The following is a 14842-nucleotide window of genomic DNA, read 5'->3' as shown; positions in this document are numbered from 1 at the left end:
TCAATATTCCTTTAAAACATTTGCTAAGAATTTAGCACCATTTACATTTTCATATTCATATAAATTATTAGCGTATTCTAAGGCATTTGTTTTAAGCAAATTCAATACAAATTCTTTATTTAAATTCTTTTCTTCACAAATAAATGCTAGTTTGTTTTCTACTAAATGCAAGGCATTAAAATATTGATGATTTTTATAAGCATATTTATACGGCACAAAAAGTGTTGGTAAAGCTATGTTTATTAGCTCAAAACTAGCACTAGCACCTGCTCTACTAATAGCAAAATCAGCTTCTTGCATATATTTATCAATCTCTTTTGAAAAACCTATTAGTGTTGGTTTAATTTCGTATTTCTCATACGCTTTTTCGTATTTATCATACTCTTTAGCACCACATTGATGAATTAATTTAATATTTAATTTTAATAATTCAGGATAAAGCTCTAATGCAAAATCATTCAAAAATCTAGCTCCTTGAGAGCCACCTATTATTAAAATCGTTTTAATTTCGGTTCTTTTTCTTTTATTGAGTGCAAATTTTTCTTGCACAGGGTAAGGGCAAAACTCTTTTTCATAAGCTGAAAAAAACCTTTTAGCAAATGGTTTTGTAAGGCGATTTGCAAGACCCATTTTTGAGTTTTGTTCGTGAATTATTAGTGCTTTAAAACTAATAATTGCAGCTATACTAGCAGGCACACTTGAATATCCACCAACGCTTAAAACACAAGTAATTTTATGCTTTTTAAATATTTTAAGGCATTCAAATACTAAAGCTATTAAAGAAAATAAAACTTTAATCTTGCCTAAAATTCCTTGATTTACGAAACCACTACTTTTTAAAAAATAGCAATTGCTACCTTCAAACCATAAACTATCTTGTCCTTTAGTGCTACCTATATAAACAAACTCATCTAATTCTTTTGACACAGCTTTAGCTACTGCTAAATGCCCGCCTGTTCCACCACCAGTAATTGCTATCATTCTTTATTTTCCAAATTAATATTTTCTCCTGTATTTTTAAAAATACTTAATAATATTCCAATAGCTATAGAATTAGCCAACATAGAGCTACCCCCGTAGCTTAAAAACGGCACTGCAATTCCTTTTAAAGGAATTAAAGAAATAATTCCACCAATATTCATTAAAAAAGTAGCCATAATACAAACACCATAGCCTATACAAAACAAATAATTTTGCTTATTTTTCATATAAGTTGATAGTTTTAATACCGAAGCTATTAAAAAACCAAACAATAAAGAAACAAACAAAAATCCTAAAAATCCTATTTCTTCGGCAATGCCTGATAGGATAAAGTCAGTATGAACCTCACTTAAAAATCCTAATTTAAAAACCCCTAATCCAAATCCTTGCCCTAATAAATCTCCATTTGTAATAGCATTTAAACTATGTGATATTTGATAAGGCTCACTTGAATGGGCTATTTTAAGACTTTCTTGAATGCTTTCAGGGAAAATTGGTAAAACAAAATCTTGAATACTACCCCACCACTCAAGCCCTCTTTCAAGTCTTCTAGGATTATAAGCTATTAATGAAATTCCAGCAGCAATTGCAGCTAAAAATAAATATAAAATATTTCTAAACCTAACCCCAGCAGCTAATGCCATAATAAACAATGTAACAGCAGTTACAACACATTGTCCTAAGTCATTTTGAGTAATATAAGCATAGCCAAAAATAAAACAATATATAGCTATAGTTGGAGCTAATAATCGCAAATCTTGTAAAAATTTTCTTTTATTTTCATCAATCTTTCTTGAATATGTAAAAGCCAAAAAAGCTATAAAAGAAATTTTTACAAATTCTAATGGTGCAATGGAAAAACCAAAAAGCCTAATCCATCTTCTAGCTCCTTTAGTTTCAACAACTAACGAAGCAGGTAAAAATGGTAAGACAAAACAAGCTAAAACACTGCAACCTAAAATAACATATAAAATTCTATAACAAGCCTTTTCGCTAATTAATTGAAAGGTAAAAATAATAAGCACTCCAACAATCGCAAAAAGGGTTTGAGAAAATAAAAAACCATAAGGAGATTTTTGTCCCCCATAGTTAAAAAAACCCATAGAAAAAACAAAAACTATGCTAAACATCATAAGTATTAGCACTATTTCAAAAATTCTTAAATGGGTTTTAATCAATTTTATTGCCTTTTGCCACTAATTGATTGTAAAGCTATTATTAATTCATCTAAATTTTCATAAGGAATATGAACTTTCCATTCTGGAATATTTTCTTTTAAACACACAGCTATGCTTAAAACATCATTGCTACCATCTCCATAAGGGTTTTTAATATTAGCTAATGATATTTTGCCACTTTGAGTGCCTTTGAGTAAAATTGAACTAATTAGTTCAGCCTTCATTTATTAATCCTTTTTAATTTTGCTTGCATTTTTAGCCACTCACTTTGCTCCATTATAGGAAATCCACCATAAACCTTACCACCAGCTAAATCTTTACTAACTCCGCCCCTAGCAGCAATAATAGCACCATCGCCAATTTTTAAATGCCCACTCGTTGCACTCTGACCGCCCATTACGACAGCATTTCCAAGCTCACTTGAACCCGCAAGTCCTGTTTGAGATACTACTAAGCAACCTTGACCTAAAACACAATTATGTCCTATTTGAACTAAATTATCAATTTTAGTGCCTGTTTTTATAAGTGTTTTTGAAAACACTGCTCTATCAATACAAACGCAAGAGCCAATCTCAACAAAATCTTGTAATTCTACATAACCATTATGATAGATTTTAAAATGTCCTTTGCTATTACTTGCATAGCCAAAACCATCGCTTCCAATAACACTTCCAGCATGAATTATACAATGATTTCCTATTACACTATCATTGTAAATTGTAACATTTGGGTATATTATTACATTATCTTTAATACAAACTCCATCGCCAATATAAGCACCTGCTAAAATAGTGCAATTACTTCCTATGCTAACATCTTTACCTATATAAACATTTGGCATTATTGTTGTATTTTCGCCTATGATTGCGTCTTTACCAACTCTAATTAAATCCTTAGAAAATACCTTACTAAACAATGCAAAAATATATTTTGGGTCTTCGCAAATAACTGCTTTTACATTTGTTGGTAAAAGATTTGCTAATTTTTCACTAATTAATACTGCACCTGCTTTAGTAGTTTTTAAAGCATCACATTCTTTTATACAAAAACTAAGCTCGTTTTCATTTGCATCTTCTAAGGAATTTAGATTTGAAATTTGCATTTCAAATTCTATTTTAATTCCTATATTTTCACATAATTCTTTTAAACTTTTCATATTAATTTTCCATCAAAACAACGCCGCTTCTAGCACAATCTTTAGGATTGTATTTTTTAATCGTCTTTAAAAAATTATCCACTCTATCGCTAGTATCATTTACGCAAATTGTCATATATTCATCATTTGAGTGAGCTATTGTTCCATTATAGCCTTTTAATAAACTATCAAGACCAGCTAGATTTTGGTCTATATTGATTTTTACCAAAACACATTCACGCTCAACAAATTCGCAATCTTCAAAAACTTTATAAGTAGAAATTAATTTGTGAAGTTGTTTAGTAATTTGCTCAAACACAGCTTCATCTCCACTTGTAATTATATTAATTCTTGAAAACTCTGTCCCTGCAATAGGAGCAACAGTTAAGCTATCTATATTATAACCACGACCAGAAAATAACCCTACTACTCTACTTAAAACCCCGTGTTGGTTTTCTACAATAACGCTTAACGCCCTTCTCATTTGCTATCCTTTGTGATTAATTTTTGTGGTAATATCATATTATAAATTGCAGCACCTGCTGGAACCATTGGTAAAACATCTTCAAATCTTGAAATAACAACATCAATCACGCAAGTTCTAGGGCTTTTTAAACATTCGTGATATGCTTTAATAAATTCATCTTTACTCTTTACTCTAAAGCTATCACAGCCAAAACTTCTTGCTAACATTTCATAATCAGGTTGCACATCTTCAAGATTAGTTTCTGAATATCTTTCATTATAAAATCTAGTTTGCCATTGGCGAACCATTCCTAAATAAGCATTATTTAAAATAATATTAATTACTTTTTTACGCTCTGCAGTTAGCGTCATTAATTCTTGAATATTCATCAAAAACGAACCATCGCCAGCAAAATTAAGAACTACTTCATTATTTTTTGCAAATGCAACTCCTAAAGCAGCAGGAATTGAATATCCCATAGTTCCTAAACCACCACTTGTACTAAGTCTTCTTGGCTCACTAAATTTAAAAAATTGTGCTACCCACATTTGGTGTTGCCCTACATCGGTAATAATATTTGCATTAGGAGTAATTTTCGCACATTCATTAATTACCCATTGTGGTTTTAAGATTTCATCGCTATCTTCATAGCTAAATGATGGATATAAACTCTCGTGTCTATCTAAAACACTATGCCAAGTTGATAAATCAAATTCAAATTCTTTTACCTCATCTAAAAGATCGCTAATAACACTACCAACATCTCCAACTATAGGAAAATCAGCTTTAATGATTTTAGAAATTGAAGTTGGGTCAATATCAATATGAGCAATTTTTGCTAATTTTGCAAACTCGCTAGTTTTACCTGTAATTCTATCATCAAATCTAGCACCTAATGAAATTAATAAATCACATTCACTCATAGCCATATTAGCTCTATAACTTCCGTGCATTCCTGCCATTCTTAGATTATACGGATTATCGTGTTCTAATACCCCTAAACCCATTAAAGTGCAAACCGCAGGAACTTTAGTTTTTTCTACAAATTTACGGATAGCCTCACTAGAATTTGAACTAATACAACCACCACCTATATATAAAAGTGGTTTTTTAGCTTCCATTAAAGCACTTGCTAGGCGTTTAATTTGTCTTGGATTGCCTTTATAAGTTGGCTTATATGTTTTCATATTTACTTCACTAGGATATTTAAATTCGCCTTTAATAGCTGTAATATCCTTTGGAATATCAATATGAACAGGCCCTGGACGACCACTTCTTGCTATGAAAAAAGCTTCTTTTAAAACTCTTGGTAATTCTTCAATAGTTTTTACTAAATAAGAATGCTTTACACAAGGCCTACTCATTCCAACTGCATCAATTTCTTGGAACGCATCAGTTCCTATTAGTGAATTTGCAACTTGAGCTGAAATTAAAACCATAGGAATACTATCAGCATAAGCTGTAGCAATCCCTGTTAAAGTATTTGTAAATCCTGGACCACTTGTAACAATAGCAACTCCAACTTTACCACTAGCCCTTGCATAGCCATCTGCTGCGTGAGCTGCACCTTGTTCGTGACGAACTAAAACATGTTTAAAATCATTTTGCTTATAAACTTCATCATAAATATTTAAAGCTGCTCCACCAGGATAACCAAAAACTACTTCAACACCTTCTAGCTTTAAAGCTTCACAAATCATCTTTGCACCTGTAATCATACTGCCTCCATTAGGTTTTTTCTTAGGATTTAATCAAATTTTGCTTATTTAATAATTAATACAAATTAAAAAGAATGAAAAATGTAAAAAAAATAAAATTTAATTAATAAAAATTTATCTAATATATTTATTATTTACAAAAAATTAAAAGGATTTAGAATGAAAATTTCACTTAAGATTAGTATATTGGTATTTTGTTCATTATTGCTATTAGTAGTATCACTTAGCTTTAATTCTAGTTTAATGTTTGATAAGTTAGAAAACAAAATGCTAACTGAAATTGAAAACGAAAGCATATATCTTAGAAAAGAACAAGTAAAAACTTTAGTAGAAAGTATGGTTCAATATACAAAAACAACATATAAAGATTTAGAAAATCAAAACAAATTAAAAGAATTTAATGACATATTAAAAAACAAATTAGATGAAGTAAGATACGATAACAATACTAAAGGATTTTTAGTATTTCAAGAAGATGGTTTAGTTGTGTATCACACACTAAAAGATTGGATTGGAACTAATAAAATTAATTCAGTTGATACCAATAATAAAGCTTTCATACAAGATATAATCAATGCTGGAAAAAATGGTGGTGGCTTTAGCGAATATGAGTTTAAATATAAAGATAAAACTACTAAGAAATTCTTAGCATATTCATTACAAGATAAAGCAAGTGGCTTGATATTTAGCACTGCAGTTGATTTAGATAGTGTTTATACATTTTTAGATAAAAACGCAAAAGAATTAGGCGAAGAACAATTTAAAGAATTAATAAAATTTATAATTATTAGTGCAATTATTTTCATAGTTTTAATGCTTATTGCATATATTTTCGCAACTTTATTTATATCAAAACCTTTAAAAATATTAGAGATTAAAGCAAGAGATTTAAGCAGTGGAGATGGGGATTTAACTAATAAATTAGAAGTAAAAGGAAATGATGAAATAGCTCACGCTTCAAGTGCTATTAATGAATTTTTAGAAAAAATAAGAATTTTAATCAAACAAGCTAAAAATATTTCTAACGAAAATGCTTCAATAGCAAGTGAATTAGGCAATACTAGTCTTCAAACAGGAAAACGCGCTGAAGAAGGCAGTGAAATAGTAAATCAAATAGCTAAAAAAGGACAAAATACCAAAGAAAGCTTAGAAATAGGAGTTCAAAAGGCTAAAGAAGCTACTATAAAATTAGATGAAGCTTTAAATATGATGGAAACTTCAAATAAAGAAATTAATATATTAAGTAATAAAATTATAAATAGTGCAAGTATTGAAAGCGAACTTGCTATGAAAATAGAAAAGCTTAGCACAGATGCTGATAATGTAAAATCAGTATTAGAAATCATTAACGAAATTGCAGACCAAACAAATCTTCTTGCACTAAATGCTGCTATTGAAGCTGCACGTGCAGGAGAGCAAGGTCGTGGATTTGCCGTAGTAGCTGATGAGGTTAGACAATTAGCTGAAAAAACACAAAGAAGTCTTAGCGAGGTAAATGCTACTATAAGCATTATAGTTCAAGGTATAAAAGACGCAAGCGAGCAAATGAGTATTAACTCAAACCAAATGCAAGATTTAAGTAATATTGCAAATTCTACTAAAGATAATATGAATATTATGAAAAATAGCGTAGCAGAAGCTATTAGCTCAAGTGAAAAAACCGTGAATGATTATATAAATACAAGTAAAGATATGGAAGAAATTCTAAATAATTTAAACAATATGAATACAATAACGAACGAAAACGCAAGAAGCGTTGAAGAAATAGCTGGTGCAGCAAATCACCTTAGTGAAATGACTGAAGAGCTAAATAAAAAATTACAAGAGTTTAGAACATGAAAAAGATATTATTTTTAATTAGTATGAGTTTAGTATCAATGGCTGATTATTTAAGTGATTGTGAAAATAGCAAAATCCCTGCTGCTTGTTATAATCAAGGTGTAGTTGAATATAATCAAGATAATTTAGGTCTTGCTATAAGACATTTTACCCTAGCTTGTGATGGCGATATTTATAATGCTTGCTACAATTTAGGGGTAATTTATAGTAAAAATAACGAAAAAGATAAAGCAAGTAAATATTATGAAAAATCTTGCGATAATGGAAATTATGAAGCTTGCTTTTATGCAGGGATTAATACTCAAGATTTTAATAAATCAAAAGAATATTTAGCAAGAGCTTGTGAAAATAGCCATAAAGACGCTTGCTATAATTTAGGAATATTATTTAAGAAAAATCAAGAATTTGATAATGCAAAAATATATCTAAAAAAAGCTTGTGATGATAATTTAATCCCAGCTTGTTATGGCTTAGGCAATTTATATGCTAATGAAAAAAATAATAACTTAGCTATTAAATATCTATCAATTGCTTGTTCTGCTAAAGATTATAATGCTTGTTATAATTTAGGTAATGTATATTATGAATTAAAAGATTATGATAAAGTAGCTAGTTTGTGGAATCAATCTTGCGATAATAAAGACGCATATGCGTGTAATAATTTAGGCGTTATGTATCATAAAAAAGATAAAAATATGGCTAAATTGTATTATAAAAAATCTTGTGATTTAGGAAATAATATAGCTTGTGAAAATCTAAAAATACTTGAATAATTTAGGAATTTATTTCCTAAATTAAAATTCTTCAGTCTCGCTTGGTTCGTTGTCTTTTCTAAACTCAAGTTGTAAAAATTTCGCTTTAGAAGCTTTAAAATCAAAATGAATTTCTTTTAATTCCCCACTTCTATTCTTAGCAATATCAAGTATAGCGTGGCGTTCTGCTAAAATAGTCGGATCATCATCAGCTTTATTAATAAATAATATCAAATCAGCATCTTGTTCTATACTACCACTCTCACGAATGTCTGAGAGCATAAGTTTTTTATTCATTCTAGAATCTACCGAACGATTAACTTGAGAAAGTGCTAAAATAGGGATTTTTAATTCTAATGCAAGTAATTTTAACCCCCTACTAATCTCACTTACTTGAATATGTCTATCAGCCCTTGTATTTAGTGAGTTCATAAGCTGAATATAGTCTAATACACATAAACCTATATTGTTATGCTCTTCTTTTAATCTTCTTAAAGATGAGCGAAGAAATTCTATATTTAAATTACCCTTATCATAAATATATAAAGTCTTTTCACTAAGCATATTCGCACTCATTTGCATATTATTTATCTCATCTTCTGTTAATCTATCTCCTGTTAAGATATTTTGCAAACCTATTCCTGTATCTTGTGCTATTAATTTAGCCATTATCTTATAAGCTTCTGTTTCAAGACTATAAAACACCACTCCAACATCTTTTTTAAGTGCATTTAATAAAATATTTAAAGCAAATGTAGTCTTACCCATACCAGGACGAGCTGCAAGAATTATTAACTCCCCTGCTTTAAAGCCCTTTGTATAATGATTTAATAAAGAAAAACCTGTATCAACTCCGATTACATCTTTATCAATTATCTTACTAACCCTATTTAATTCTTCATAAAACTCATTAACAGCAGTTCTTGAGCTTTTTAAAGTATTATCACTAACGCCTGATACTAAAGAATAAATCTTAGCATTTAAATTATGCGTATAATCAATACTATCTTGCACACTGCTTAGCTCTTGTGTGCTTGTATTCATTAAAGAATTAAGCTGGTCTTTTACACTTAAATTCCTTAACATTTTTGAATATTCATCAACTTCTATGAAAGAATTTTGCTGCTCAAGTGCAGTCCAAAAACTATCCTTTGCACTTGCAAAAGAGATTTTTACTAATTTTAAATCCACACTCTCTCTAAGTCTTCTTTTATTTAATATAAACTCAAATATATCAGCGTGTAATCTATATGAAAAATCACTTGGCTTAATAATACTTGCGGCTATATCTATATTTTCATTATTTTCTATACAAGCTAATAAAATACTTTGCTCTAATTCAATATCAAAATACTTACTCATAATTCTTCCTTAATTCTTATTTTAATCTCTCTTAAAAATTAAAGAAATTAAAATAAGAATTTGAAATAGGAATTTCAAATTCTATTCTTCATAAAGTTTTGCTTCGTCTAATACTTCATCTAAAAATCTATCTACTAAAGTATCATATTTGCATTTTGCAACCACTTCGCCGTGTCTTATTACTAAGCCTTCATTTTTGCCAAATGCAATCGCTACATCAGCTCCTTTAGCTTCTCCTAAAGCATTTACAACACAACCCATTACACTTATATTTAATGGTGCTTTAATGTGTTTTGTCTTTTCTTCAACCACTTTAACAGCACTTAACAAATCGCTTTGAATTCTTCCACAGGTTGGACAAGAGATTATATTTATACCGCTTTTTTGCACTCCGCTATCTTGCAAAATCGCTTTAGCGACTCTTATTTCTTCGCTAAGCTCTCCTGTCATAGAAACACGAATAGTATCGCCTATGCCATTTAATAATAACTGACCTATAGCAATTGAGCTTTTTATCGTGCTATGAAACTTAGTTCCTGCTTCAGTTACTCCTAAATGAAACGGATAATCACACAATTCTCTTAATCTCGTATAACTTTCTATTGTGCTTTGTGCGTCTGAAGTTTTAATGCTTATTTTAATATCCCTAAAATCAAAATCTTCAAGTAATTTAATATTATAAACAGCACTCTCAAGCAAGGCTTTTACACTTCTGCCATATTTATTTTCAAATTGTTTTTCAATACTTCCGTGATTTACACCAATTCTTATAGGAATATTTCTTTGCTTACAAGCATTTACTACTTCTTTTATATTTTCTTTGCCACCGATATTTCCTGGATTTATTCTAATACCATCTATAAATTCAGCACAATATAAAGCTAATTTGTGATTAAAATGAATATCTACAATTAGCGGCAGTGGGCTTTGCTTTTTAAGTTCTGCTAAAGCCCTTGCATCTTTTATATCCAAACACGCAACTCTTACTATATCAGCACCTGCTAATTTTAACTCAATTAATTGCTCTAAACATCCATTAATATCTTGAGTTTTTGTAAATAGCATTGATTGAACGCTAATTGGAGCATCGCCACCGATTTTAACCCCGCCTACACTAATTTGCCTAGTTTTAAATCTAGGCTTAAAAAAATCACTTCTCATATTAATTTATATTGTATTTTTTAAGTAAAGCTTCATATTCGCTAGTTTTTATAAATTCTTCTAAAGCTTTATTTAATTTCTCTCTTAGCTCTACATTTTCATTTTTGCTAAACGCTATAGAAAATCCTTCTGTGCCATCATCTTCATTATAAAATTCAGCTAAATTAGGATATTTTGCTAAATATTCTCTTGCCACAAGTGCATCAAATGCTAAAGCGTCTAATTTTTTATCATTTAAAGCCATTACTAAAACAACAGGATTTTCATTAGGTTGTACTAATGCACCTACTTGTTTTACTGCTGCTTCTTGAACCGTGCCTAATTGCACTCCTACTTTTTTACCTTTTATATCATCTTTGGTTGCGATACTGCTATCTTTATGCTTTAGATAAATTGTCTTAGCTTTATAATAAACATTGCTAAAATCACAAGCTTTTTTTCTTTGTTCGCTTGAACTCATAGCACTCATAATAGCATCAATCTTACCTGCTTTAAGTGCTGCAATAAGTCCATCAAAACTCATAGCTTTAAACTCATATTTTATACCAGCAATTTTTGCTAAATTATCAAATAATTCAGCATCAAAACCACTAATCTTATCATCAACTAACATATCAAATGGAGGATAATCAGGAGAAATCCCAACTTTATAAACCTTGTCATTTGCATATAAACAAGCACTAAAAATCAGTGCAAACACTACTAATAAAAACTTTTTCATAACTACTCCTTATAGCCCGTATTTTTTGATAAGCTCATCATACTTACCACTTGCTTTTACTTCTTCAAGGGCTTTATTAATTATATCAATTAAGTCTTTATTTTTATCCTTTGCAAATGCAAATGCAAAACCTAAAGCCCCGTCATTTTCTTCATAAAAACTCTCAATTTCAGGATTTTTTGCCATAAATTTCTTAGCCACAAAAGAATCAAAAACAACCGCATCTATTTGCTTATTCACAAGGCTCATAACAACCACTGCTGAATCTTCGTGTAAAATCACATTAGCACCTAAATTTCTTGCAGTATTTTCTTGAATTGTGCCAAGTTTAACTCCTGTTTTAACACCTTTTAAATCTTCTTTTGTAGTGAAAATATCGCCCTTTCTTTTAAGATACATAGTTTTTCCAAAAAAATAAGGATTAGAAAAATCACAATTCTTCATTCTTCTTTCGCTAATACTCATTCCTGAAGCTATCATATTGATTTTACCAGCTACTAAAGATGGAATAAGCCCATCAAAACTCATATTAACAAATTCAATCTTAAGATTAGCAACCTTTGAAATCTCATTTACTAAATCAACATCAAAACCACTCAATTTACCATCAACCATCATATCAAATGGAGCGTAATTTGCCGAAATACCAACCTTAACAACTTCATTTGCATAAGCAAATAAAGTTATAAATAAAGCTAAAAAAATCTTTTTCATATCTAATCCTAATGATTTAAAACTTTGTTTAAAAACTCATTTAATCTAGCATTTGTGCTAGAGTTAAATACAACTTGTGGCGTATCATCTACTGCTATTTTGCCACTTTCCATAAAAAATACCCTATTAGCTACATTTTTTGCAAAACCCATTTCGTGAGTTACTAATATCATAATAGGAGCATTATCTCCACTTGCTATTTCTTTAATAAGTCCTAAAACTTCTCCTACCATTTCAGGGTCAAGCGCACTAGTTGGCTCATCAAATAATATAACTTCAGGCTCCATCATAAGGCTTCTTGCTATTGCTATTCTTTGTTTTTGACCGCCGCTTAATTTGTGTGGAAAGAACTCTTCTTTATCAGCTAAACCAACTTTAGCTAAAAGATTTCTAGCTTTTTTAATAGCTTCATCTTTGCTTAAAATATTTAAACTAACAGGGGCTAAAATCAAATTATCCAATACATTTTTATTTGCAAATAGATTAAAATGTTGAAATACCATTGATACTTTTTGTCTGTGCTTATTAATATCAATTTTTTCATCTAAGATATTTTCATTATTGATTAAAATCTCTCCACTACTTGCAACTTCAAGTTTATTTAAACATCTTAAAAATGTGCTTTTTCCACCGCCACTAGGTCCAATAATAGCAATAATATCGCCTTTATTAATCTCTACACTAATATCTTTTAATACTTCTAAATTCCCGTAATTTTTGCATAAATTAGATATCTTAATCATTTCTTTTTAGCCTCATTTCTAATAATCTTACAAAACAAGTAAATACTTTAACACTAGCATAATACACAACACCTGCGAAAATATAAGGCTTAGGGTCGTATAAAAGTGATTGAAAAATCTTGCTTTGAAAAGTCAAATCAACAACACTTATAAACGCAACTACTGAAGTTTCTTTAAACAACGATATAAACTCATTTGCTAAAGCAGGAATGATATTTTTAACAGCTTGTGGAAAAACTATCATTTTCATAGCTTGAAAGTGCGATAAACCCATAGACCTTGCTGCTTCCATTTGACCTTTATCAACGCTTTCAATCCCACTTCTAATAATCTCTGCAACATAAGCACTAGAATTAAGTCCTAAAGCAATAACAGCTACAAAAAATACATTTTCAACTTGAGCAAAAACCACAAATGCAAATATCATTAAAAGCAGCATTAATGGCATACCCCTAATTAAATCTAAATATTCATTGATTAACATTGTTAAAAATCTATTCCTAAGCACTAATAAAAACGCTAATAAAAATCCACCAGTAAGACCAATAATCAAACCAAGTGAAGTAAGTCCTAAAGTAGTGCCATAACTTTTAAGATAAGCTAAATGCTCTGCTTCGCTAAGTTCTTTAAATGGATAACAATAATAAGTAGTAATAATCACTATTGCAAGTGGAAAAATTACTTTAAAAATATTTTCTAAATTCTTCAATTTTTTTCCTTTAAACAAAATAATAAAAAGTGTAAAAACACAACTAAAAAAACGATTATAAATTAATGAGTATTATGTAGATGACGAAGATGATGACGGATAGTAAGATATTTGTTGTGCTTGATTAAATCTATAATTTTCATCTTTTCGTCCTTTAAAAAAAATAAGTTTGATTATCTCTTTTTTAGCTTAATGATTTATTAAATTTATTAATTTTTAAGCTTAAAAACTTTTTTGTATTTTTTTAAGATATTTAAAATAAGAATTTAAATTAATGTAAATAATTTTTATCATCTAATAATTTATTTTATAATTTTATTTTTATTTAAGGTTGGGGGGGGTAAAATTGGTATTCGATTTCAATTAAAAAAAGGATTACCAAATGAAACTTTCTTTCAAAATTTCATTAACAACTGCAAGTTTATTTGTAGTTTTACTTTTAGCTTTATCTTATATGCAAAGCAATAAGACAGAAGATATAATCATAAATAATTACGATTCTTCAATAGCAGGAGAATTGCAATTAAGAAATGCTTATGTTGATGAATATATCAAAACCCGTATTGAGCAAATTGAAAAAATTGCAAAAACTTTTGAAGATGCTGATGATTTAAGCCCAGAATTTATCAAACAAATCATTAGTAGTGATAATAGGGTTTTAGATTTTCAAGGATTATTTATAGGCTTAGCAAATGGAAATGTTTATAAGGCTGAACCTGATTTAACTTTTAGATTAATCCCTAATTTTGATGGTAGAACTAGAGCTTGGTATAAAGAAGCAGTAGCTTTAAAAAAGGCTAGTAATTCATCAATTTATCAAGATGTCTCAAGCAAAAAATCAGCCACAACTATTTTTGCACCTGTGTTTAAAAATGATAAAATCGTAGCTGTAATTGGTGGAAATATACTAATAAATGATTTTAGCGATACCATTACAAAAATTAAATCTCATAATGATATTAGCACTTTAATTCTTGATAAAAATAATGAGATAATAGCTAGTGAAAACGCAAACGAATTAGGCAAACCTGAATGGCTTGATAGTCTAAATCAAAAATTATCTACGCTAAAAACTAATAAGAATTTAAATCATATTGTTTTTACAAAGGATAATAAAAATTACTTAGCTTATTGTATTATTAATGATATAAGTGGATTTAGTATTTGCACCATTATTTTAGAAGATGTAATAAATAATAGTGTAAATGATGCTAGAAATGCTACTTTAATAAGCTTTTTAATATTTTTAATAATAGTAATAGGATTTTTAAGTTTAATTATTAATTTTTATTTAAAACCTTTATCAAAAATCACCCAAGGACTTAACGAATTCTTCTCTTTCCTAAACCACGAAAAAGAAGAC

General features: G+C 29.2%; 15 protein-coding genes. 3 read left to right on the top strand and 12 right to left on the bottom strand.

All coding sequences use genetic code 11. From position 1 onward, the window contains the following. From AVBRAN9334_RS06425 to AVBRAN9334_RS06400, 6 genes are read right to left on the bottom strand one after another with little or no spacing between them, the layout of a single operon-like run. The gene (locus tag AVBRAN9334_RS06425; RefSeq protein WP_214149782.1) at window positions 1–981 is read right to left on the bottom strand and encodes a UDP-N-acetylglucosamine--N-acetylmuramyl-(pentapeptide) pyrophosphoryl-undecaprenol N-acetylglucosamine transferase; all 981 of its coding nucleotides are present in this window, start codon (window positions 979–981) and stop codon (window positions 1–3) included. Further along, window positions 978–2159, bottom strand: a complete 1182-nt coding sequence (locus AVBRAN9334_RS06420) for an FtsW/RodA/SpoVE family cell cycle protein (protein ID WP_214117889.1) — start codon at window positions 2157–2159, stop codon at window positions 978–980. Before AVBRAN9334_RS06420 ends, AVBRAN9334_RS06425 begins: the two co-directional genes overlap by 4 nt. Window positions 2160–2161: 2 nt before the next feature. Beyond that, complete coding sequence (locus tag AVBRAN9334_RS06415) at window positions 2162–2383, bottom strand: hypothetical protein (RefSeq protein WP_214117890.1); 222 nt, start codon at window positions 2381–2383, stop codon at window positions 2162–2164. After that, window positions 2380–3315, bottom strand: a complete 936-nt coding sequence (lpxD, locus tag AVBRAN9334_RS06410) for a UDP-3-O-(3-hydroxymyristoyl)glucosamine N-acyltransferase (protein ID WP_267524846.1) — start codon at window positions 3313–3315, stop codon at window positions 2380–2382. Before lpxD ends, AVBRAN9334_RS06415 begins: the two co-directional genes overlap by 4 nt. A gap of 1 nt (window position 3316) precedes the next feature. After that, a complete protein-coding gene (ilvN, locus tag AVBRAN9334_RS06405) occupies window positions 3317–3778 on the bottom strand; it encodes an acetolactate synthase small subunit (protein WP_214117892.1) in 462 nt (153 codons plus the stop codon). Further along, the gene (locus tag AVBRAN9334_RS06400; protein WP_336607303.1) at window positions 3775–5478 is read right to left on the bottom strand and encodes an acetolactate synthase large subunit; all 1704 of its coding nucleotides are present in this window, start codon (window positions 5476–5478) and stop codon (window positions 3775–3777) included. Before AVBRAN9334_RS06400 ends, ilvN begins: the two co-directional genes overlap by 4 nt. 159 nt (window positions 5479–5637) lie before the next feature. Between AVBRAN9334_RS06400 and AVBRAN9334_RS06395 the strand changes: the two genes are divergently transcribed. Together AVBRAN9334_RS06395 and AVBRAN9334_RS06390 are read left to right on the top strand one after the other, a co-directional pair. After that, complete coding sequence (locus AVBRAN9334_RS06395) at window positions 5638–7317, top strand: methyl-accepting chemotaxis protein (RefSeq protein WP_336607302.1); 1680 nt, start codon at window positions 5638–5640, stop codon at window positions 7315–7317. Beyond that, the gene (locus tag AVBRAN9334_RS06390; protein ID WP_336607301.1) at window positions 7314–8090 is read left to right on the top strand and encodes a tetratricopeptide repeat protein; all 777 of its coding nucleotides are present in this window, start codon (window positions 7314–7316) and stop codon (window positions 8088–8090) included. The genes AVBRAN9334_RS06395 and AVBRAN9334_RS06390 overlap by 4 nt, the downstream gene beginning before the upstream one ends. Window positions 8091–8111: 21 nt before the next feature. Here AVBRAN9334_RS06390 and AVBRAN9334_RS06385 read toward each other — a convergent pair whose 3' ends face one another. The 6 genes from AVBRAN9334_RS06385 to AVBRAN9334_RS06360 all read right to left on the bottom strand — a co-directional run bounded on the left by AVBRAN9334_RS06385 (window position 8112) and on the right by AVBRAN9334_RS06360 (window position 13479). Further along, window positions 8112–9431, bottom strand: a complete 1320-nt coding sequence (locus AVBRAN9334_RS06385) for a DnaB-like helicase C-terminal domain-containing protein (RefSeq protein WP_214117896.1) — start codon at window positions 9429–9431, stop codon at window positions 8112–8114. Window positions 9432–9512: 81 nt separating this feature from the next. Then, on the bottom strand, window positions 9513–10592 hold the full coding sequence (ispG, locus tag AVBRAN9334_RS06380; protein WP_214119995.1) for a flavodoxin-dependent (E)-4-hydroxy-3-methylbut-2-enyl-diphosphate synthase: 1080 nt from the start codon (window positions 10590–10592) through the stop codon (window positions 9513–9515). Between the two features lies 1 nt (window position 10593). Beyond that, a complete protein-coding gene (locus tag AVBRAN9334_RS06375) occupies window positions 10594–11313 on the bottom strand; it encodes a transporter substrate-binding domain-containing protein (RefSeq protein ID WP_214117898.1) in 720 nt (239 codons plus the stop codon). Between the two features lie 9 nt (window positions 11314–11322). After that, window positions 11323–12027, bottom strand: coding sequence for a transporter substrate-binding domain-containing protein (locus AVBRAN9334_RS06370; RefSeq protein WP_336607300.1), 705 nt, complete (start codon window positions 12025–12027; stop codon window positions 11323–11325). Between the two features lie 8 nt (window positions 12028–12035). Next, window positions 12036–12770, bottom strand: a complete 735-nt coding sequence (locus tag AVBRAN9334_RS06365; RefSeq protein ID WP_214117900.1) for an amino acid ABC transporter ATP-binding protein — start codon at window positions 12768–12770, stop codon at window positions 12036–12038. Beyond that, a complete protein-coding gene (locus tag AVBRAN9334_RS06360) occupies window positions 12763–13479 on the bottom strand; it encodes an amino acid ABC transporter permease (RefSeq protein WP_250325159.1) in 717 nt (238 codons plus the stop codon). Before AVBRAN9334_RS06360 ends, AVBRAN9334_RS06365 begins: the two co-directional genes overlap by 8 nt. 382 nt (window positions 13480–13861) lie before the next feature. Here AVBRAN9334_RS06360 and AVBRAN9334_RS06355 point away from each other — a divergent pair. Beyond that, on the top strand, window positions 13862–14842 hold a 981-nt coding region (locus tag AVBRAN9334_RS06355; protein ID WP_336607299.1), incomplete at its 3' end, for a cache domain-containing protein.

It is taken from the genome of Campylobacter sp. RM9334, from assembly GCF_020138145.1.
In the GTDB taxonomy this organism is placed as follows: Bacteria; Campylobacterota; Campylobacteria; order Campylobacterales; family Campylobacteraceae; genus Campylobacter_E.
The sequence above is the reverse complement of the archived record's forward strand: the minus strand, read 5'-3'. Positions and strand labels throughout refer to the sequence as shown.

Excerpts from the sequence above, each read along its gene's own strand:
- AVBRAN9334_RS06425 (WP_214149782.1), bottom strand. The coding sequence starts at position 981 with ATGATAGCAATTACTGGTGGTGGAACAGGCGGGCATTTAGCAGTAGCT.
- AVBRAN9334_RS06415 (WP_214117890.1), bottom strand. The coding sequence starts at position 2,383 with ATGAAGGCTGAACTAATTAGTTCAATTTTACTCAAAGGCACTCAAAGT.
- lpxD (WP_267524846.1), bottom strand. The coding sequence starts at position 3,315 with ATGAAAAGTTTAAAAGAATTATGTGAAAATATAGGAATTAAAATAGAA.
- ilvN (WP_214117892.1), bottom strand. The coding sequence starts at position 3,778 with ATGAGAAGGGCGTTAAGCGTTATTGTAGAAAACCAACACGGGGTTTTA.
- AVBRAN9334_RS06400 (WP_336607303.1), bottom strand. The coding sequence starts at position 5,478 with ATGATTACAGGTGCAAAGATGATTTGTGAAGCTTTAAAGCTAGAAGGT.
- AVBRAN9334_RS06395 (WP_336607302.1), top strand. The coding sequence starts at position 5,638 with ATGAAAATTTCACTTAAGATTAGTATATTGGTATTTTGTTCATTATTG.
- AVBRAN9334_RS06390 (WP_336607301.1), top strand. The coding sequence starts at position 7,314 with ATGAAAAAGATATTATTTTTAATTAGTATGAGTTTAGTATCAATGGCT.
- AVBRAN9334_RS06385 (WP_214117896.1), bottom strand. The coding sequence starts at position 9,431 with ATGAGTAAGTATTTTGATATTGAATTAGAGCAAAGTATTTTATTAGCT.
- ispG (WP_214119995.1), bottom strand. The coding sequence starts at position 10,592 with ATGAGAAGTGATTTTTTTAAGCCTAGATTTAAAACTAGGCAAATTAGT.
- AVBRAN9334_RS06375 (WP_214117898.1), bottom strand. The coding sequence starts at position 11,313 with ATGAAAAAGTTTTTATTAGTAGTGTTTGCACTGATTTTTAGTGCTTGT.
- AVBRAN9334_RS06370 (WP_336607300.1), bottom strand. The coding sequence starts at position 12,027 with ATGAAAAAGATTTTTTTAGCTTTATTTATAACTTTATTTGCTTATGCA.
- AVBRAN9334_RS06365 (WP_214117900.1), bottom strand. The coding sequence starts at position 12,770 with ATGATTAAGATATCTAATTTATGCAAAAATTACGGGAATTTAGAAGTA.